An 18,007-nucleotide genomic window follows, 5' to 3' on the forward strand; every position below is an offset into this window, starting at 1 on the left:
AACACCCCCCCGGCCGACGCCTGTGCCGGGTTGGGGGTGTTGGCGGAGTGGGGGGGGGGGGGGGGGGCCGGGGCGCCCCCCCCCCCCACGGCCGCGCTGCCCGGCTGGCGTGGACTCGGGCCGGTCCGGCGAGCCGAGTTTCTCGCACGGGCCGGGACACTGCTCACCGAACGGGGCGAGGAGTTCGCCGCCGTCATTACCCGCGAGCAGGGCAAGCTGCTGGCCGAGGCACGCGGTGAGGTGGCCCGGGCGCGGGCCGTACTCGACTTCACGGCCGGGCAGGCGAGGCTGCTCGGCGGCGTCACGGCGCCCGCGGAGGACGACCGCACGTTCGCCTACACCTTCCGCCGTCCGATCGGCGTGGTGGGTCTGGTCTCGCCGTGGAACTTCCCTCTGGCGATCCCGATGTGGAAGGTCGCGCCGGCGCTGCTGTCCGGGTGCACGGCGGTGCTGAAGCCCTCGCCGCTGACCCCGCTCACCGCGGCCCTGCTGGTGGAGGTGTTCCAGCAGGCCGGAGTCCCGGACGGGGTGCTCAACCTGGTGCAGGGCGATGTCGCGGCCGGCGAGGCGCTGGTCGCCAATCCGGCCGTGGCGGGCATCAGTTTCACCGGCTCGCTCGCCGTGGGCACCGCCATCCAGACCGGCGGCGCGCACCGCCTGCTGCGCACCCAGCTGGAGCTCGGCGGCAAGAACGCGGTCGTGGTCTGCGACGACGCCGACCTGGACCGGGCCGTGGACGCCGTCGTGCACGGCGCGTTCGGGCAGGCCGGACAGCGGTGCAGCGCGACGAGCCGCGCGGTGGTGGACGTACGAGTGCGGGAGGAGTTCCTCGAGCGGCTGGTGCCACGGGTCGCCGGGCTGCGCGTGGGCCCGGGTGACGACCCGGCCTCCCAGGTGTGCCCGGTGGTCAACACGGTACGCAGGGACGCGGCCCTGTCGGCGATCGCGGGGGCCCAGCGCGACGGCGGCAAGGTGCTCTGCGGCGGCGGCCCCGGCGAACGGGCGGACCTGCCCCGGGGATGCTACCGGCCTTCATTCCCAGTGCACCGGCGTTCACGCGGGTGGTGAAGCGAATCCGGGGGTCGCGACGCGGAGCGTTGCCGGATCGTTCCAGCGGAGCTGCATTCGGCTGATCCGCCCCGGACTGTCGGTGACCGGTGCTAGCGTCCGGATCGTGCAGCTTCGGTACGCCTTCCGTCTCGACCCGACACCCGGTCAGCGCATCGCGCTGGCCCGGGCGTTCGGGTGCGCGCGGGTGGTGTACAACGACGCGGTCGCGGCGCGGGAACGGGCCCGGGTGGCAGGCCAGCCGTTTCCCACCGCGGCGGTGCTGTCGAAGACGCTTCTCACCGAGGCGAAGAAGACTAGTGAGCGGCACTGGCTGGGCGAGGTGTCCGCGGTGGTGCTGCAGCAGGCACTGCGGGACGTCGAGACCGCCTACCGCAACTTCTTCACCTCCCTGAAGGGCCGACGCAAGGGCCCGAAGGTGGGCGCGCCGCGGTTCAAGTCGCGCAAGGATGCCAGGCAGGCGATCCGGTTCACCGCGAACGCCCGCTGGAAGATCACCGCCACGGGGCGGCTGAACCTGCCGAAGATCGGCGAGGTGCGGGTGAAATGGTCACGGTCTCTTCCTGCCGTCCCGTCCTCGGTGACCGTGATGAAGGACGCTGCCGGGCGGTACTTCGCCTCCTTCGTCGTCGACACCGACCCGGCCGCCGACGCGGCCCGCATGCCCGACACCCACCGGACGGTGGGTATCGACCTCGGACTCACCCACTTCGCGGTCCTGTCCGACGGCACGAAGATCGACTCCCCACGGTTCCTGCGCCGGGCGGAGAAGAAACTGAAGAAGGCGCAGCGGGAGCTGTCCCGTAAGCAGACGGGCTCGAAGAACCAGGCCAAGGCCCGCCTGAAGGTGGCCCGCGCCCACGCGCGGGTGGCCGACGCGCGCCGCGAGTTCCACCACCAGTTGTCCACGAAAGTGATCCGTGAGAACCAAGCGGTCGCGGTGGAGGACCTGGCGGTGGGCGGTCTGGCGCGCACCCGGCTGGCCAAGAGCATCCACGACGCGGGCTGGTCCCAGTTCGTGACCATGCTCGCCTACAAGGCCGCCCGGTACGGGCGCACCTTCGTCAAGGTCGGACGGTTCGAGCCCACCAGCCAGGTGTGCTCCGCCTGCGGCCACCGCGACGGCCCCAAACCCCTCAACGTGCGGGAATGGACCTGCACCGCCTGCGGCACGGTTCACGACCGGGATAACAACGCCGCCATCAACATCAAGGCCGCCGGACTGGCGGTGACAGCCTGTGGAGCGCAGGTAAGACCGGAACGTATTCCGGCACAGCGCGGTGAAGCAGGAAGCCACGGAATCCGCACCGGAGCCAGCGCCGCATAGCGGCACAGACACCGGAGCGGAAGGCCAGAATCCTCGGGCTTCAGCCCGAGGAGCAAGTCAAGTGCAGCCGACGGTGATCCGGGACGTCCCGTGGAACAGCGAGCTGGCCCAGGAGGAGGTCTTCGGCCCGGTGCTGGCCGTCGTCGACGCGGACGGGTTCGACGACGCGATACGGATCGCGAACTCGGTGAAATACGGAATGAGTGCCCCGGAGGGGCGGGACCGTGAGGAGCCCCGTCGGGAAGTTCCCGCCGGGGCTCCTCACTGTTTCCGGCCCGGCTCCCCGAGGCGGTCAAGCAGTGCGTGGCGGCAGGCCTCGGACTCGCCCTCATCTCCGAGCATGCCGTGGTGGACGACGTACGCGCCGGGACCCTGACCGTCCTGCCGGTCGACCCGGCCCCGCGCTCCCGGCCCGTCAACCTCGTCCGCCGCAGGGACCGCCTGCTGTCCCCGGCGGAGCGCGCGTTCATCGAACTGCTGCGCTCGGTCGGCCAGTGGCCGCGCGAACTTCCGGAGTCCCTGACGCCCTGAACCGTGGCTCCCCGAACGCTGGCCGAAGCCGACGTGGCCCGGCCCGCACGGGCCGTTTCGTGCTGGTGCACAATCGTCGTGTGCCCGTCTCGGTTCCCGACCTCCTCAGCGAACCCGCCCTGCGGCTGCGAGCGCTGAGCAGCCACTGCCACGACGAGGACCGGCGGATCGGCTGGGTGTCCACAACGGAACTGCCGGACCCGACGGCGTTCCTGCGCGGTGACGAACTGGTGATGACGACGGGCATGCTGGACCGGGACGACGCCGACTGGATCCGGCTGCTCGGCCGGCTGGCTGAGCTTCCGGTGGCCGCGGTCTGCTTCGGCACCGGCCTGGTGCACCAGGATGTGCCGCCCGTCGTTGTCGAGACCGCCGAGCGGGTCGGTCTGGCCCTCCTGGGCTCACCCGTCGAGGTGCCCTTCGCGCAGATCAGCCGCTGGGTGGCCGACCGGATCTTCGCGGAGCGCTACGACGCGGTGCGATCGGCCGTCGTCCTCCAGGACCAGCTGGTCCGCGAGCTGCTGTCCGGTCACGGGCTGCGCGGGCTGCTGCGGCGGCTGCACCGCGAGCTGGGGGCAGGGCCGGTGGCCGTGGTCGAGCACGGCGGGCGCGTGCTGGCGCGCCACCCCTCGTCGTCCGCGTGGCCGCAGGCCGGTGCGGACGAGGGGGCGGCGGACGACGGGGGGACGTCCGTGCCGATCGTGGTGGACGGCGTGCCGGTCGCGTGGCTGCGCACCCGGACGGGCACGGCACGCCAGGACGTGCTGTCGTTCGCCACGAGCATCCTCGGCCTCGAGGTGGCTCGTCACCAGGCCGTGCTCAACGGCCGGCGGGAGCTGCTGGGCCAGCTCCTCGAGGACGTCCTGCATCGCACGGTCTCCGACGCGGACGCTCGCCGCCGGCTGGGTGCGTACGGCCTCGCGGTGGAAGGGCCGCACGTGGTCGTGGTCGCCCGGGTCGGCGGCGCCCCCGGGCGATTGCGCAGCCTGCCCTGGACACTGGGGCCGCTCCTGGAACGGGAGGGCGACCGGCTGCCCACCGCCCTGATCGAGGACACCGTGATGGTGATCGTGCCCGACGGCGTCGATGCCGGGGCCGCCGCCCGCACCGTCGCGGACCACCTGACCGTGCTGGACCCGGGGGTCCGCGTCGGCGTGGGCGAACCGCGACGCGGCGTGACCGGGCTGCGGCTCGGCTACTTCGAGGCGCGTCAGGCGGCGCAGGCGGGGCCCGGGGTGCACCGGGCGGCGCCGCTGAGCATCGCCGGCCTGCTGATGGGCAATCTGGACCTGCCGCTTCGGGAACTGGGCCATGCCGTGCTCGCGCCGCTGCTGCGGCACGACGAGGCGCACCGGGCCGAGCTCGTCACCACGCTGCGGACGTACCTCGCCCACGACTGTGTGCCCGCTGCGACCGCCCGGGAGCTGACCCTCCACCGCAACAGCCTGCGCTACCGGCTGCGGCTGATCGAGCAGCTCACCGGACGTGATCTCGACCGTCTGGCCGACCGCACGGAGCTGTGGCTCGCCCTCCTGGCGCTGGAGGCCGACCCCGCCGGCGTACCACCCGGGCAGTGAACGGGTGCCCCACGCCGCCATGACGGCCCGGGAGAGCGGGGACCTGGCGCCGGTGCGGACGACCGCTCGTCCGCACCGGCGCTCGGCCCGCCTCCGCCGCCGTCAGGGGGTGGGGGAGGGGGAGCCGGTCCTCGTCCCCGGCTCGGCGGTGAGGATCATGCGGTCCGGTACGTGGGCGGTGTCCCGGCGGGCCGCGAGCCAATAGAGGAAGGCCGGTACGGCCAGGCCGACGATCCAGGAGATGTCCGTGCCGCCGAGCGGCTTCACCAGCGGGCCGGTGTAGAAGCTGGTGGCCAGGAACGGCAGTTGGACCAGGAGGCCGATGCCGTAGACGACGAGAGCCTTGACGCGCCAGGCGCCGTAGCGGCCGTGCGGGTCGCTCAGGGCGGGCAGGTCGTAGCGCTCCTTGGCGATCAGGTAGTAGTCCACCAGGTTGATCGCCGACCACGGGGTGAAGGCCGTGAGCAGGAAGAGCAGGAAGTCCTTGAAGGAGGACAGGAAGCTGTCCTTGCCCAGAAGGGCGACCGCGGTTCCCGCGATCATGATCCCGGCGATGTAGGCGGCGCGGCCGCGTGTGGACAGCGCGCGCTGCCCACGGAAGCCGCTGATGCCGGTGACCACCGACATGAAACCGCCGTAGGTGTTGAGCACGTTCACCGTCAGCTTGCCCAGGGCGATGACGAAATACAGGAACGAGGCCGCGAGGCCCGCGCCGCCCAGGCCGACGATGTAGCCGACCTGGTTGTCGACGAAGGCGTTGCCGGCCGCGGCCGCCGCGAGCGCGCCGAACGTCATGGACCACTGGGAGCCGAGGGCCGAGCCGCCGAGGGTCCACCAGAAGGTGGCGCGGGGCGAGGTGGAGCGGGGCAGGTAGCGGGAGTAGTCGGCGACGTAGGGGCCGAAGGCGAGCTGCCAGGAGGCGGAGAGGGAGACGGCGAGAAGGAACAGCGGCAGGTCGAAGGAGCGGTCGGCGAGGAGGGTGCTCAGGTCGGCGTGCTCCAGGAGGCGGATGCCGAGGTAGACGAAGGCGAGGGCGCACACGATGCTGGCCAACCGCCCCAGGGTGTGGATGAGCCGGTAGCCGACGAGCGTGGTGACCGCGGTGACGAGGGCGAAGATCACGATGCCGGCGGTGTCGCCGAGGTGGGTGAGCTGTCCGACCGCCTGCCCGGCGAGCACGCTGCCGCTGGCGAAGAAGCCGACGTACATCACGATGACCAGGGCCAGCGGGACGACGGCTCCGCGGACGCCGAACTGGGCCCGGCTGGAGATCATCTGCGGGAGGCCCAGGCGGGGCCCCTGGGCGGAGTGCAGGGCCATCACCGCACCGCCCAGCAGGTTGCCGAGCAGCAGACCGATGATCGACCAGAAGGCGTCCGCGCCGAAGACGACGGCGAGCGCGCCGGTGACGACCGCGGTGATCTGGAGGTTGGCGCCCAGCCAGAGAGTGAACTGGCTGAACGCGCTGCCGTGCCGTTCGGCGTCGGGGACGACATCGATCGAGCGTTGTTCGACCACGCCTGTCATAGATATGCCCTCTTCCACAGACCCATTCTGAAGTGCATAGGGTCATTCAGGATGGGATTGGATGAATGAGAGGTCAATACTCTGGCGCAAAATATGGGCTGAGGATTGCCTGGACCGGGTGGCGAGGCCCGAGCCTGCGGCCGGTGGCCGCCGGGCTCACCGACGGCTCCGGTCCCCGCTCTCGTGGAGCCATTGCTCGACGACTGCGTCGCCGTGCTCGCCCAGAGCCGGGCTCGGAGCCGCCGTCCCGCGAACCGAGGACTCGGTGCCCGCCCCGTCCGGCCCGAACTGTGCCGGCTGGCGCAGATACGGCGTGCGGCCCAGCACGGGGTGGTCGAAGTCGCCGACGAGCCCCCGCCCGCGGATCTGCTCGCTGTCCACCGCCTCGGTCAGGTCCCAGATCGGGGCGGCCGGAACCCCTGCCGCCCGCGCCGACTTCAGGGCCTGCTCCGTGGTCAGGCCGGCGGACCACCGCTCGGTGATCTCCCGTACGAGCTCGATGTGGTGCGCCCGGGCGGCGTCGTCACTGAACCGCGGGTCCGACGGCATGTCCGGTTGCCCCACCATCCGGGCGAACCGAGCGAACACCGCCTCGCCCGCGACCGCGATCGCCACCAGGCCGTCGGCGGTCCGATAGGTGTCGAACGGGGTGGAGACCGGATGCCGGTTGCCGACCCGGCCGGGCAGGTGTCCGGTCGCGGTGAGCAGACTCATCGCGGTGACCTGGAGCGACACCAGGGAGTCGAGCATGGCCACGTCGATGTACCGGCCCCGACCGTTGCGCTCCCGGTCGAACAGCGCGGCGTTGATGGCCCACGAGGCGAACAGTCCGGCCACCAGGTCTCCGACCGACTCGCCGACCCTGGTGGGCGGCCCGTCGGGAGTGCCGGTGCCGGCCATCAGACCGGACATGGCCTGGACGATCAGGTCGTAGGCGGGGTGCTCCCGCATCGGGCCGCTCTGCCCGAAGCCGGAGATGCTCGCGTAGACCAGTCGCGGGTTGGCCGCGCGGAGCGTGGCGTGGTCGATGCCGAGCCGCCGGGCGACCCCGGGACGGTAGTTCTCGACGAAGACGTCGGCCTGCTCGGCCAGCCGCAGGAGCAGTGCGTGGTCGCCGGGGTCCTTCAGATCGAGGACGATGCTGCGCTTGCCGCGGTTGAGCTGGGCGAAGTACACGCTCTCGCCCTTCCGGAACGGCCCGAGGCGCCGGGCGTCGTCACCGCCGGGCGGTTCGACCTTGACCACGTCGGCACCGAGGTCAGCCAGCAGGGCCGTGCAGTACGGGCCGGCCAGCACCCGGCTCAGGTCGAGCACGCGCAGGCCGTGCAGAACAGTCATGGCTTCACGCCTTTCGGTCGGGGCGGCCGCATGGCACCGCGGCATGCGGAACGTAAGCGCGGAGCCTTCGGGGAGTCGATGTGCGGCTGCACGAAGAACTGCCGAATCGCCGTGCGCGCGCACGTTGGCCTGGTGGGCGGGCCTGCGCCGCAATGGAGCCGGGCCCGTACCCGATCCGCACTCCGGCTCTCCACTCTCCGACTCTCCGACCGAGGAGCACTCCATGACGACGCCGTTCCTGCTGCCCCCGATGTATGACGAGTTCCGCGCGGCGGCGCGCGCCGTCGCCGAGAACGAACTGGGGCCCCGGGCGGCGGAGGTCGACGCGCGGGGTGGGTTCCCGCACGAGAACTACGACACGCTGGTGGCCGCCGGGCTGCACGCACCCGGCATCCCGGAGGAGTACGACGGCGACGGTGTCGACGCCCTGGCCGCGGCCATCGCGGTCGAGGAGGTCGCCCGTGTCTGCGCGTCCTCGTCCACCATCCAGACGTCCAACAAGCTCGGGGTGGTACCGCTGCTGCTGGCCGGCACGGAGGAGCAGCGGCGGCGGTACCTGCCCGAAGTGGCCTCGGGAGAGGCGCTGATGGCGTACGCCATCAGCGAGCGGGAGGCGGGCAGCGACGTCGCCGCGATGCGCTGCCGTGCGAGGGCCGACGGGGACGGCTGGATCCTGGACGGCGTCAAGACCTGGATCACCTCGGCCGGTGTGGCCAAGTACCTCATCGTCTTCGCGGTCACCGACCCCGACGCGGGCTCCCGCGGCATCTCGGCGTTCGTCGTGCACGCGGACGACGCCGGTATCGGCTACGGCGAGCCCGAACGGAAGATGGGGCTGAAGGGCTCGGTCACCCGCGAGGTGTACTTCGACGGCTGCCGGATTCCCGGCGACCGCCTGCTCGGCGAACGTGGCAGGGGGCTCCGGCTGGCGCTGGCGACCCTGGACCACACCAGGGTCTCGGTCGGCGCCCAGGCGCTCGGCATCGCGCAGGGCGCCCTCGACCACGCGGTCGGCCATGTGCGGGAACGCCGGCAGTTCGGCAAGGCCATCGCCGACTTCCAGGGTGTCCAGTTCATGCTGGCCGACATGGCGATGAAGGTGGAGTCGGCACGGCAGATGGTCTACGCCGCCGCGGCCCGCAGCTCCGCCGGCTCGTCCGAGCTGACGTACTTCGGCGCGGCCGCCAAGTGCCTCGCCTCCGACACCGCCATGGCGGTGACGACCGACGCGGTGCAACTGCTCGGCGGCTACGGCTACACCAAGGACTTCCCCGCCGAGCGCATGATGCGCGATGCGAAGATCACTCAGATCTACGAGGGGACCAACCAGATCCAGCGGATCGTGGTGGCCCGCAACCTGCCGTAGCCGACACCGGTCCGGCACGGATTCGCGGCGGGAGGACGCCGGCCTCGGGCTCGGCGCCGCGCCGAGCCCCCGAGTGGGCGAACGCACCGGGCCGGACCGGGGGTTGGCTCATGTGCGGGTGAAGACGGGCTGGGCCAGGTCGGCCACGCGCGTCGGGCGGCCCAGCAGGGCGACCTCGCGGAACTGCCAGAGCAGCGCGCCGGTGGGCGGGTGGACCACCATCCCCCGGCGCAACGGCAGTTGGAGGAGCGGCCGGCCGTCGTCGGCGGTGCGCCAGCGGAGGATGTCCGGGTCGGTGAGCCTGCGCAGGGGGATGGGGTGCAGGGAGTGGACCTCGCGCCGGTCGCGTGCGGGAGTCACCGGTGCCCGGGGGATCACGACGACCGGGGTGATGACGAAGCCGGAGTCGGTGACGAAGTCGTCGAGCAGCCCGGCCACGTCGCGGGGTTCAGCCGGGATCCCCGTCTCCTCGGCCAGTTCCCGCAGCGCCGCGGCCACCGGGGTCTCCCCGTCGTCCAGCCGGCCGCCGGGCAGGGCCCACTGGCCGGCGTTGCGGCCCCGGGGCGCCCTCTTGATCAACAGGACGTGGGCCTCACCGCGGCGGGGGAGGACGGTGAGGCACACGCCGGCGCGCCGGGTGGCCTGGGGCGCGGTTGCCTCGCGCCGCTCGAACGCGGCCAGGTTGGCCCGTATCAGGTCGGCGACCCCGCCCAGGTGAGTGACCGGCGCGGTGGCCGCGGACTCGTCAGGCGTCGGCAGGTTCATGGGATCCCCCTGTGGGCGCGAGGAGTTCGCGCTCGATGAAGTCCAGCAGCACTCCGCGCATCCGCTCGGCGGTGACCTGCGGCGCCCCGGTGAGCACCTGGATGGCCAGGCCGTCGGTGAGCGCGGTGATACCCAGTGCCAACTGCTCGGCGTCGGCGTCGGCGCGGAACTGCCCCTGGCGCTGTCCTCGCCGGATGATCCGGACCACGGCCTCCCGCCAGCGGGCGTAGAAGTCGTTGTGGATGGGGCGAAGTTCGGGGCGCAGTGCCGTCTCCGCCCAGAACTGCAGCCATACCAGCCACTCGTTCCGGATCCGGCCCGGTGCGGGCAGCTGCATGTCGATGAGCTTCAGCAGGCGTTCGTGGGCGCTGTCCACGGACCGCAGCTCGACACTCTGCCGGTCGAAGGCGCTCTCGACGCAGTGCAGCAGCGCAGCGCTGAGCAGGTCCTGCTTCGTGGGGAAGTAGTAGTGCACGGCGCCGCTGCTGGTTCCGCAGGCGCGGGCGATGTCCGCGATCCGAACGGCGTGGTACCCCTGCTCCGAGATGAGTTTCCAGGCCGCGTCCAGGAACTCGTTGCGTCTGCGCTCATCGCCCGCCTGCTCTGCTTCGCCGCTCTCCCGCACCGGTTCCGCCGGCCGCTCGGCCGCCGGAGCCGGTCCCGTACCCCGGCCGTGCATCAGCCAGTCGACGCTGACGCCGCCCGTCGTGGCGACGGCCGCCAACTCCTCGGGCGTGAACCGGCGGTTTCCCCGGAGCGACTTGGAGAGCTTGGACGGCTCCAGACCGATGCGCACGGCGAAATCCCGGTGGGTGTCCGCGACCGCCTCGATCACCTGACGCACGCGTTGAGCTGTTTCTCCCATGCTGCAGGACCCTATCCGGGAGATTGCTCAAATCGCAACACCCCTGGTGTGTGCGGGTGATGGCCCGAAGCTGTTCCGGTTGATGAAAACCCCAGGCAGCGAACCTATTGACAGCGCCTTTCGGGGCGTCTCAAAGTGAGGGCAATCGCCAACCGGCGCATCAGTCAGTCGATGTCCCAACGCCAGGTTCCGGCCGCGGTCCGGAAGCCAGGCCCGGCACGAAAGAGAGCACTGTGGGGACGACACCACTGCGCCCTGATGTACACGACGGCAAAGTCGTGCTCATCACGGGCGGGGGCACCGGTATCGGCCGGGCCGTCGCCGCCGACTTCGCCGCCTGCGGGGCGCGGATCGTGATCTGCGGCCGCCGCAGCGGCCCGCTGGAGGACGTACGCGCCCGGATCGAGGCGGCCGGCGGCACCTGTCTGGCCGTACCCGCCAACATCCGTGAGGAGGGCGCGGTCACCCGGGTCGTGGACGCCGCCCTCGAGGCATTCGGCCGCATCGACGTGCTCGTCAACAACGCCGGCGGCCAGTTCACCGCCCCCGCCGAGGAGATCACCCCCAGAGGCTGGCGTGCGGTGCACGATCTGGCCGTCGACGCCGGCTGGGCCATGACCCGGGAGGTCGCGGTCCGCTCGATGATCCCGAACCGCTCCGGTGTCGTGTTCTTCATCGCGTTCTCCCCGCGGCGCGGCATCCCCGGCATGGTCCATGCCACCTCCGCCCGCGCGGCCCTGGAGAACCTCACCGCCGGACTGTCCCTGGAGTGGAGCCGCTACGGCATCCGCACCGTGTGCGTCGCCCCCGGCACCATCGCCACCGAGGGGATGGAGGACGCGTACGGCGAGGAGGACCGCCGCACCTGGGAACGGGCCGTGCCGCTCGGCCGGCTGGGACGCCCCGAGGAAGTGTCCGGGCTCGTGTCCTTCCTCGCCTCGCCCGGCGGCTCGTACGTCACCGGAACGACGATCGTCGTGGACGGCGGCACCGACGCCTGGGGCACCGGCCACCCGGCACCGGCCCTGCTGACCCACACGCCGCACACACCCGGCTCGCCGCACGCGCCCGGTTCCCCGGACACGCCCGACTCACCGCACACGTCCGACGCGGCCGGTACGGCCGACGGACCCGGCACGCCAGATCCGGCACTCTCGCCCCACGCCCCGGATTCGCCCGCCGCCCACCGCTCCCCGAACACCCCGGACGCCGCGGAGGTGGCCCCGTGACCGTCGCGCTCCCCGAAGGCACCTCCGCGCCCGGCGCCGCCCGGGATCTGTCCGCGCTCTTCGATCCCGCCTCGGTCGCCGTCATCGGCGCCAGCAACGACCAGACCAAGTACGGCAACTGGATCGCCGTCCAGGCGCTGCGCGGCGACCAGCGGCGCCCGGTCCACCTGGTCAACCGGCGCGGCGAGCCCGTGCTGGGCCGCCCCGTCCACCGCCGGGCCGTCGACGCCCCGGGCGGGGTGGACCTCGCCGTGATCGCCGTGCCCGCCGCCGCGTTCGGCGACGCCGTGGACGACGCGCTTGCCGCCGGTGCCCGCGCGATCGTCGGCATCACCGCCGGCTTCGCCGAACTCGGCGACGAGGGCCGGCAGCGCGAGGCGGCCCTGGCCACGCGCATCAGGCAGGCCGGCGCCGTCCTGCTCGGCCCCAACTGCCTGGGCGTGCTCGACACCACCAGCGGACTGCGCCTGGCGTCCAACGACATGCCCACGGGCCCGGTCGGATTCGTGTCCCAGAGCGGCAACATGGCCCTCGAACTCGGCCGTCACCTGGAGCGGGACGGCCTCGGCTTCTCCCGGTTCGCCTCCCTGGGCAACCAGGCCGACCTCACCGCCGCCGACCTCATCCGCGGCTACACCGAGCACGACGGCACCGAACTGATCGCCCTGTACTGCGAGGACTTCGGGGACGGCCGTGCCTTCGCCCGCGCCGCGGCGGACGCCGTACGGGCCGGCAAGCCCGTCGCACTGCTCACCGTCGGCGCCGGACAGGCGTCCATGCGGGGCGCACGCTCCCACACCGGAGCGCTGACCAGCGACTCCGCCGTCATCGACGCCGCGTGCCGGGCCGCGGGCGTGGACCGCGTCGCCACCGTCGCCGAACTCGCCCACCTGCTCGGCGCCCTGCACCGCAACCGCCGCGGCGGCGGCCGCCGGGTCGCCGTCATCGCCGACGGCGGCGGCCACGCCTCGCTCGCCAGCGACGTGGCCGAGGCACACGGCCTGCTCGTCCCGGAGTTCGGTGCCCGCCTCACCTCCGCGATCGCCGCCGAACTCCCGCCCTCCGCGGGCACCGCGAACCCGGTCGACCTCGCCGGGGCGGGGGAGCAGGACATCACCTCCTTCGGCCGGGTGCTCGACCTGGCGCTGAGCGCGGACGAGGTCGACGCCGTCCTGGTCACCGGCTACTTCGGCGGCTACGGCGGCTACGGCGAGGCGCTCGCGGACGCCGAGACCGCCACCGCCCGCGTGATGGCCGAGCACATCCGCACCCGCGGCAAGCCCGTCGCCGTGCACACCATGTACGCGGAGCGGCCCGCCGCCAGGGAGCTCAGTGACCAGGGAGTGTGCGTCTTCGGCTCCGTGGAGCACGCGGCCCGGGTCCTCGGGCAGATCGCCGAACGTGCCGAGCGGTCCGCCCCGCGGGTCCCGGCCCTGCCGGAGCCCGCCGTGCCCGTCGTCGCCGACGACTACTGGACCGCCCGCGAACTGCTCCGCGAGGGCGGGCTCGACTTCCCCGCCGCCCACCTGGTCCGTACCGAGGACGAGGCGGCCGCCGCCGCCCGGGAGATCGGCGGGCCGGTCGTCCTGAAGGCCATGGGCCTGCTGCACAAGTCCGACGCGGGCGGCGTCGCGCTCCACCTCGCGGACGAGACCGCGGTCCGGACCGCGCACGCCGACATGGCACGCCGCCTCGACCCGCCCGGCTTCTGCGTCGAGGCCATGGCCGACACGGCCGGTGGCGTGGAACTCATCGTCGGCGTCCGTCGCGACCTCCGCTTCGGTCCCGTCGCGCTCGTCGGACTCGGCGGCGTCTTCACCGAGGTGCTGCGCGACGTCCGGCTCGCGCTGGCGCCCGTGACCGCGGCCGACGCCCAGGAGCTGCTGGCCCGCCTCGCGGCGGCGCCCCTGCTGCGCGGCGTACGCGGCCGGTCCGCCGTGGACCTTCCGGCAGCCGCCCGAGCGGTCGAGGCGGTCACGGCCGTCGCCGCCGCGCACCCCGAGATCGCCGAGCTGGAGGTCAACCCCCTGCTCGTCACCCCGAAGGGCTGCCTGGGCCTCGACGCCCGGATCGTCCTCGGTTCCTGAGCCGCCCTCACCACCCATCGATCATCACGAGGAGAGACCCTATGGACTTCGCCTACACCCCGCGCCTGACCGACCTCAAGGAACGTGCCGCCGCTCTCGCGGACAAGATCATGATCCACGAGGACGCCTGCGAGGCGAACAACGGACTGACGCCCGAGGTGCTGCGCGGCATCCGCGACGACGTGCTCGCGAGCGGGCTGCAGGCCGTCAACATGCCCACCGAGTGGGGAGGCGCCGGACTGAGCGTCCTGGAGCAGGTCGTCGTTCAGGAAGAGCTCGGCAAGCTCACCAACGCTCTCTGGGACACCGTGTGGCGGCCCGCCAACGCCCTGTCCGCCTGCACCCCCGCCCAGCGCGAGCGCTACCTCGTCCCCGACATCCTCGGGCAGCGCCGCGACGCCGTCGCCATCACCGAGGCCGACGCCGGCTCCGACCCGCAGGGCATCGCCACCACCGCCACGCCGACCGCGGACGGCTACCGCATCGACGGCGAGAAGTGGTTCGTCACCGTCGGCGACGCCGCGGACTTCTTCCTCGTCCTGGCCCTGGTCGGCGAGGAGAGGGCACCGACCCTCTTCCTCGTCGACAAGGACCTGCCGGGCGTCCGCCTCAAGCGCGTTCCGCGCTACATGCACACCTTCGTCTACGAGCACCCCGAGTACGTCTTCGAGGGCGTCGAGGTCGGCGCGGACGCGGTGCTCGGCGAGGTCGGCGGCGGCTACGACCTGACCCGCAGCTGGTTCACCGAGGAACGTCTGATGATCGGTGCCCGCACCGTCGGCGCCGCCGAACGCGCCCTCGCCCTGGCCACCGAGTGGGCCCGGGAACGCGTCCAGGGCGGCCAGGCACTGATCGAGCGCCAGTTGATCCAGGGCATGCTCGCCGACAGCGCCGTGGACATCGCCGTCAACCGGGCCTTCGTCCACCAGGTGGCCTGGGAGTTCGACCAGGGCGGCGACCGCAAGACCTTGCACGCCAAGGCGGCCATGGCCAAGCTGTCCGCCTCCGAGGCCGCGGGCCGGGTCGCCGACCGGGCCGTGCAGATCTTCGGCGGACGCGGCTACATGCGCGACTACCCCGTGGAGCGGCTCTACCGTGAACTGCGCGTCGACCGTATCTGGGAGGGCACCTCCGAGATCCAGCGCCTCGTGATCGCCAACGAGATCAGCAAGCGCGGCCTGGGCATGCTCGACTTCCCGACGACCGGAAGCACCCGCGCGTGAGCGCCGGCACCGTCGAGATCCGGCGCAGCGGCGGCACCGCCGTGCTGACGCTGCGCCGGGAGGCGAAACTCAACGCCCTCTCCACGCACCTGGAACGCGAGCTGCTGCGCGCCCTGGACGACGAGGCCGTCACCACCAGCCGCGCCGTCGTCCTCACCGGCGGCGACCGGGTCTTCTCCGCGGGCGCCGACACCGGCGAGCTGCGCGAGATGACCCCGGAGGCGATCGCCGCGTACTACCGCGACTCCGGAGCGGTGTACGAGAAGGTGGCCGCCCTGCCGCAGCCCACCGTGTCCGCCATCGCCGGCTACTGCCTCGGCGGGGGCCTGGAGCTCGCCCTGGCCACGGACTTCCGGGTGGCGGACGCGACCGCCGTGTTCGGCCTGCCCGAGGTCGGCATCGGCATCCTGCCCAGCTCCGGCGGCACGTACCGCACGGTCCGCGCCGTCGGGCCGGCCCGCGCCCGTGAACTGGTCCTGCGCGGACGCCGCCTGAACGCCGAGCAGGCCCTCGCCTGGGGCCTGGTCACCGAGGTCTGCGAGGCCGGCGAGCCCCTCGGGACGGCCCGCCGCATCGCCGGCGAACTGGCCGCGCTGCCACCCCTCGCGGTGGCCGTCACCAAGCGCGTCATCGACGCCGCGACGGACGCCCCGCGCGAGTCGGCCCTGCTGCTGGAGCAGCTCGCGTACGCGTCCCTCAACCAGGCCACCCGCACCCCCACCGAGGACCAGACATGACCGTCACCTCGCGCTCCACCCCCGCCGCGGCGGCCGCGCCCGCAACCGGCCGCCCGGTCATCGAAACCCGTTCCATCGACTACGTGCCCCTGGCCGAACGCCACGGCAAGGTCTGGCACCTGTTCCCGGTGTGGTTCGCCGGCGACGCGCACCTGGCCACGGTCGCCACCGGCGCCATCGGGGTCGCCCTCGGCGGCAACCTGATCTGGACGGCCATCGCCGTCGTCCTGGGCAGCGCCTTCGGCACGTTCTTCATGGCTTTCCACTCCACCCAGGGCCCGCAGCTCGGCCTGCCCCAAATGGTGCAGTCCCGCCCGCAGTTCGGATTCGTCGGCGCCCTGCTGGTATGGGTCACCGCGCTCACCACCTACATCGGTTACACCGCGTTCAACGAGATCCTGGTCGGCCGTACGCTGGAGCACCTGGCCCAGGTGCCCAACGGCGCCAGCTACATCGGCTACGCCGTGGTGGGCATCGTCCTGGCGGTGATCGGCTACGACTTCATCCACCGGGCGTCGCGCTGGCTGACGTACCTCATGTTCGTGGCACTGGTCGTGTTCACCGTGGGCGTCGTCGTGGCGGACCCGTTCACCCCCGCGCAACTCGACCTGAGCGCCTTCGCCCTGTCCCCGTTCCTGGTCCAGTTCTTCACCGCCGCCGTCTACCAGCTCTCCTGGTCGATCTACGTCTCCGACTACTCCCGCTACCTGCCGCCGACGGTGGGCGTGCGCTCCTCGTTCTGGTGGACCTACCTCGGGGCGACGATCGGCGGCGCGTGGATGATGCTGGTCGGCACCGCGGCCGCCGGGCTGTTCCCGAAGCTGACGCTCGTCGAGTCGATCATCTCCGCCGGAAACGAGGTCTTCCACGGATTCGGCATGACGCTGCTGCTGGCCTCGGTCCTGCCGCTGATCACCATCGGCACCCTCAACTTCTACGGCGGCAGCCTGACCCTGCTGTCCAGCATGGACTCGGTGCGGCGGATCAAACCCACCGTCGCCAAACGCGTCGCCACCCTCCTGGTGATCGGCCTGTTGTCCACGGCGATCGCCTTCGGCTCCGACGAGACGTTTCTCCAGCAGTTCGAACACTTCCTCGTCGTGCTCGGCTATCTCTTCACCCCGTGGACGGCGATCAACCTGGTCGACTTCTACCTGGTGCGCCGCGGCCACTACTCGATCCGGGAGATCTTCAACCCACGCGGAATCTATGGGCGGTGGGGCTGGCGCGGACTGGTCTCCTACGCCGTCGGCTTCGCCTCGATGATGCCGTTCGCGGTCGTCGGCCACAGCATGGGGCCCGTGGCCCGCTGGATGGGCGGGCTGGACATCACCATGATCGTCGGCCTGGTCGTCTCGGCCGGCCTGTATCTGCTGGTCTGCCGGTCGCTGGACGTGGAGGGCGAGCGCGCCGTCGTCGACCACGCCGACGACGGCCTGGACCCGGACGTCCCCCCGGGTACGTCGCTGACGGCACACACCGCATGACCACGACCGCCTCCGTTCCGTCCGGTACGCCCGTGCCGTTCGGTACCCCCGCCGCGCAGGCGGAGCCCTTCCGGGTGCGCCTGCGCGACGGTGTCCGTCCGTACACCCAGGTGTACCGGCCGTCGTCCTCCGCCAGGGTGCCGGCGGTGCTGATCCGCACGCCGTACGACACGACACACCCGGACACGCTGGTGCTCGACGTCGCGGTCCGGCTCACCGAGGCCGGAATGGCCGTGGTGACGCAGGACGTGCGGGGAAAGATCCGCTCCGAGGACGTCCCCACGCCCTTCACCGGGGAGACCTCGGACGCCTGGGACGTACTGTGGATCACGGAGCAGCGCTGGTCGGACGGCACGGTGGGCTGCTGGGGAAACTCCTACTACGGCTACACCGCCTGGGCGGCCGTCGCCTGCGGCCACCCGGCCGTGCGGGCGCTCGTCGCCCGTCTGACCACGACCGACATCGGCGGCGAACTGGTCCACCGCAACGGGGTGTTCCGGCTCGGGCCGATGGTCGAGTGGCTGAACTCCACGTGGGCCGACCGCGCCAATCTGGTGTGCCGACTCGACTGGTCCGTGCGGCCGTTCGCCCGGCTGCTCGACCGTCTGCCCGCCGGTTGCGGGTACTTGCCCCCGACCGAATGGGCCGTCACCGCGCCCGGTGACGCGCGCCGGCGCCGGACGGCGTTCGACGGCCGGCCTCCCGGACACGGCCGGGTGCCCACGCTGCACTGGACGGGATGGTACGACCTGTTCTCCGCCGGCCAGTTGCGCGACTGGCGGGGCGCACGGCGGACGGCCCGGGCGCCGCAGTACCTGATCGCCACCGCCACCGACCACCAGGACGACGTGCTCGGCGCGGGCGGACACAGCCCGGACCA

The 18,007-nt window shown here is 72.3% G+C and carries 15 protein-coding genes and 1 pseudogene; 12 read left to right on the forward strand and 4 right to left on the reverse strand.

Features of this window, described 5'->3' with window-relative positions:
• Positions 1–36: 36 nt before the first annotated feature.
• The 5 genes from ACF09J_RS23700 to ACF09J_RS23720 all read left to right on the forward strand — a co-directional run bounded on the left by ACF09J_RS23700 (position 37) and on the right by ACF09J_RS23720 (position 4,503).
• On the forward strand, positions 37–1,068 hold the full coding sequence (locus ACF09J_RS23700) for an aldehyde dehydrogenase family protein (RefSeq protein WP_392307688.1): 1,032 nt from the start codon (positions 37–39) through the stop codon (positions 1,066–1,068).
• A 106-nt stretch (positions 1,069–1,174) separates the two neighbouring features.
• Positions 1,175–2,395 (forward strand): RNA-guided endonuclease InsQ/TnpB family protein, encoded by a 1,221-nt coding sequence (locus tag ACF09J_RS23705; protein WP_392307433.1) that lies wholly within the window; start codon positions 1,175–1,177, stop codon positions 2,393–2,395.
• The gene (locus tag ACF09J_RS23710) at positions 2,349–2,771 is read left to right on the forward strand and encodes an aldehyde dehydrogenase family protein (RefSeq protein ID WP_392307434.1); all 423 of its coding nucleotides are present in this window, start codon (positions 2,349–2,351) and stop codon (positions 2,769–2,771) included. Before ACF09J_RS23705 ends, ACF09J_RS23710 begins: the two co-directional genes overlap by 47 nt.
• On the forward strand, positions 2,699–2,926 hold the full coding sequence (locus ACF09J_RS23715) for a LysR substrate-binding domain-containing protein (RefSeq protein WP_392307435.1): 228 nt from the start codon (positions 2,699–2,701) through the stop codon (positions 2,924–2,926). Before ACF09J_RS23710 ends, ACF09J_RS23715 begins: the two co-directional genes overlap by 73 nt.
• 80 nt (positions 2,927–3,006) lie before the next feature.
• Positions 3,007–4,503: a PucR family transcriptional regulator gene (locus ACF09J_RS23720; RefSeq protein ID WP_392307436.1), complete on the forward strand. Its 1,497-nt coding sequence runs from the start codon at positions 3,007–3,009 to the stop codon at positions 4,501–4,503.
• 102 nt (positions 4,504–4,605) lie between these two features.
• Here the strand turns inward: ACF09J_RS23720 and ACF09J_RS23725 are convergent, their stop codons facing one another.
• A complete protein-coding gene (locus tag ACF09J_RS23725) occupies positions 4,606–6,030 on the reverse strand; it encodes a purine-cytosine permease family protein (protein WP_392307437.1) in 1,425 nt (474 codons plus the stop codon).
• 156 nt (positions 6,031–6,186) lie between these two features.
• Positions 6,187–7,368, reverse strand: coding sequence for a CaiB/BaiF CoA transferase family protein (locus ACF09J_RS23730; RefSeq protein ID WP_392307438.1), 1,182 nt, complete (start codon positions 7,366–7,368; stop codon positions 6,187–6,189).
• Between the two features lie 223 nt (positions 7,369–7,591).
• Here ACF09J_RS23730 and ACF09J_RS23735 point away from each other — a divergent pair, with 223 nt between their 5' ends.
• A complete protein-coding gene (locus tag ACF09J_RS23735) occupies positions 7,592–8,734 on the forward strand; it encodes an acyl-CoA dehydrogenase family protein (RefSeq protein WP_392307439.1) in 1,143 nt (380 codons plus the stop codon).
• Positions 8,735–8,842: 108 nt separating this feature from the next.
• Here the strand turns inward: ACF09J_RS23735 and ACF09J_RS23740 are convergent, their stop codons facing one another.
• Together ACF09J_RS23740 and ACF09J_RS23745 are read right to left on the reverse strand one after the other, a co-directional pair.
• Positions 8,843–9,499: an NUDIX hydrolase gene (locus ACF09J_RS23740; RefSeq protein ID WP_392307440.1), complete on the reverse strand. Its 657-nt coding sequence runs from the start codon at positions 9,497–9,499 to the stop codon at positions 8,843–8,845.
• Positions 9,480–10,364: a TetR family transcriptional regulator C-terminal domain-containing protein gene (locus ACF09J_RS23745; RefSeq protein ID WP_392307441.1), complete on the reverse strand. Its 885-nt coding sequence runs from the start codon at positions 10,362–10,364 to the stop codon at positions 9,480–9,482. Before ACF09J_RS23745 ends, ACF09J_RS23740 begins: the two co-directional genes overlap by 20 nt.
• Before the next feature lie 233 nt (positions 10,365–10,597).
• Between ACF09J_RS23745 and ACF09J_RS23750 the strand changes: the two genes are divergently transcribed.
• From ACF09J_RS23750 to ACF09J_RS23775, 6 genes and pseudogenes are all read left to right on the forward strand, one after another.
• Positions 10,598–11,593: an SDR family oxidoreductase gene (locus tag ACF09J_RS23750; RefSeq protein WP_392307442.1), complete on the forward strand. Its 996-nt coding sequence runs from the start codon at positions 10,598–10,600 to the stop codon at positions 11,591–11,593.
• Positions 11,590–13,680 (forward strand): acetate--CoA ligase family protein, encoded by a 2,091-nt coding sequence (locus ACF09J_RS23755; RefSeq protein ID WP_392307443.1) that lies wholly within the window; start codon positions 11,590–11,592, stop codon positions 13,678–13,680. Before ACF09J_RS23750 ends, ACF09J_RS23755 begins: the two co-directional genes overlap by 4 nt.
• A 41-nt stretch (positions 13,681–13,721) precedes the next feature.
• On the forward strand, positions 13,722–14,903 hold the full coding sequence (locus tag ACF09J_RS23760) for an acyl-CoA dehydrogenase family protein (RefSeq protein WP_392307444.1): 1,182 nt from the start codon (positions 13,722–13,724) through the stop codon (positions 14,901–14,903).
• Positions 14,900–15,640, forward strand: coding sequence for an enoyl-CoA hydratase/isomerase family protein (locus tag ACF09J_RS23765; RefSeq protein WP_392307445.1), 741 nt, complete (start codon positions 14,900–14,902; stop codon positions 15,638–15,640). The genes ACF09J_RS23760 and ACF09J_RS23765 overlap by 4 nt, the downstream gene beginning before the upstream one ends.
• Positions 15,637–17,127, forward strand: a complete 1,491-nt coding sequence (locus ACF09J_RS23770) for a purine-cytosine permease family protein (RefSeq protein ID WP_392307446.1) — start codon at positions 15,637–15,639, stop codon at positions 17,125–17,127. The genes ACF09J_RS23765 and ACF09J_RS23770 overlap by 4 nt, the downstream gene beginning before the upstream one ends.
• Positions 17,124–17,954: pseudogene (locus tag ACF09J_RS23775) on the forward strand (CocE/NonD family hydrolase); the annotation flags it as partial. The gene ACF09J_RS23770 and the pseudogene ACF09J_RS23775, both read left to right, overlap by 4 nt.
• Between the last annotated feature and the right edge of the window lie 53 nt (positions 17,955–18,007).

Origin of the sequence: Streptomyces sp. NPDC014889, from assembly GCF_043081205.1 — a bacterium.
Taxonomy (GTDB): Bacteria; Actinomycetota; Actinomycetes; order Streptomycetales; family Streptomycetaceae; genus Streptomyces.

Excerpts from the sequence above, each read along its gene's own strand:
- ACF09J_RS23735 (WP_392307439.1), top strand. The coding sequence starts at position 7,592 with ATGACGACGCCGTTCCTGCTGCCCCCGATGTATGACGAGTTCCGCGCG.
- ACF09J_RS23725 (WP_392307437.1), bottom strand. The coding sequence starts at position 6,030 with ATGACAGGCGTGGTCGAACAACGCTCGATCGATGTCGTCCCCGACGCC.
- ACF09J_RS23730 (WP_392307438.1), bottom strand. The coding sequence starts at position 7,368 with ATGACTGTTCTGCACGGCCTGCGCGTGCTCGACCTGAGCCGGGTGCTG.
- ACF09J_RS23740 (WP_392307440.1), bottom strand. The coding sequence starts at position 9,499 with ATGAACCTGCCGACGCCTGACGAGTCCGCGGCCACCGCGCCGGTCACT.
- ACF09J_RS23760 (WP_392307444.1), top strand. The coding sequence starts at position 13,722 with ATGGACTTCGCCTACACCCCGCGCCTGACCGACCTCAAGGAACGTGCC.
- ACF09J_RS23770 (WP_392307446.1), top strand. The coding sequence starts at position 15,637 with ATGACCGTCACCTCGCGCTCCACCCCCGCCGCGGCGGCCGCGCCCGCA.
- ACF09J_RS23745 (WP_392307441.1), bottom strand. The coding sequence starts at position 10,364 with ATGGGAGAAACAGCTCAACGCGTGCGTCAGGTGATCGAGGCGGTCGCG.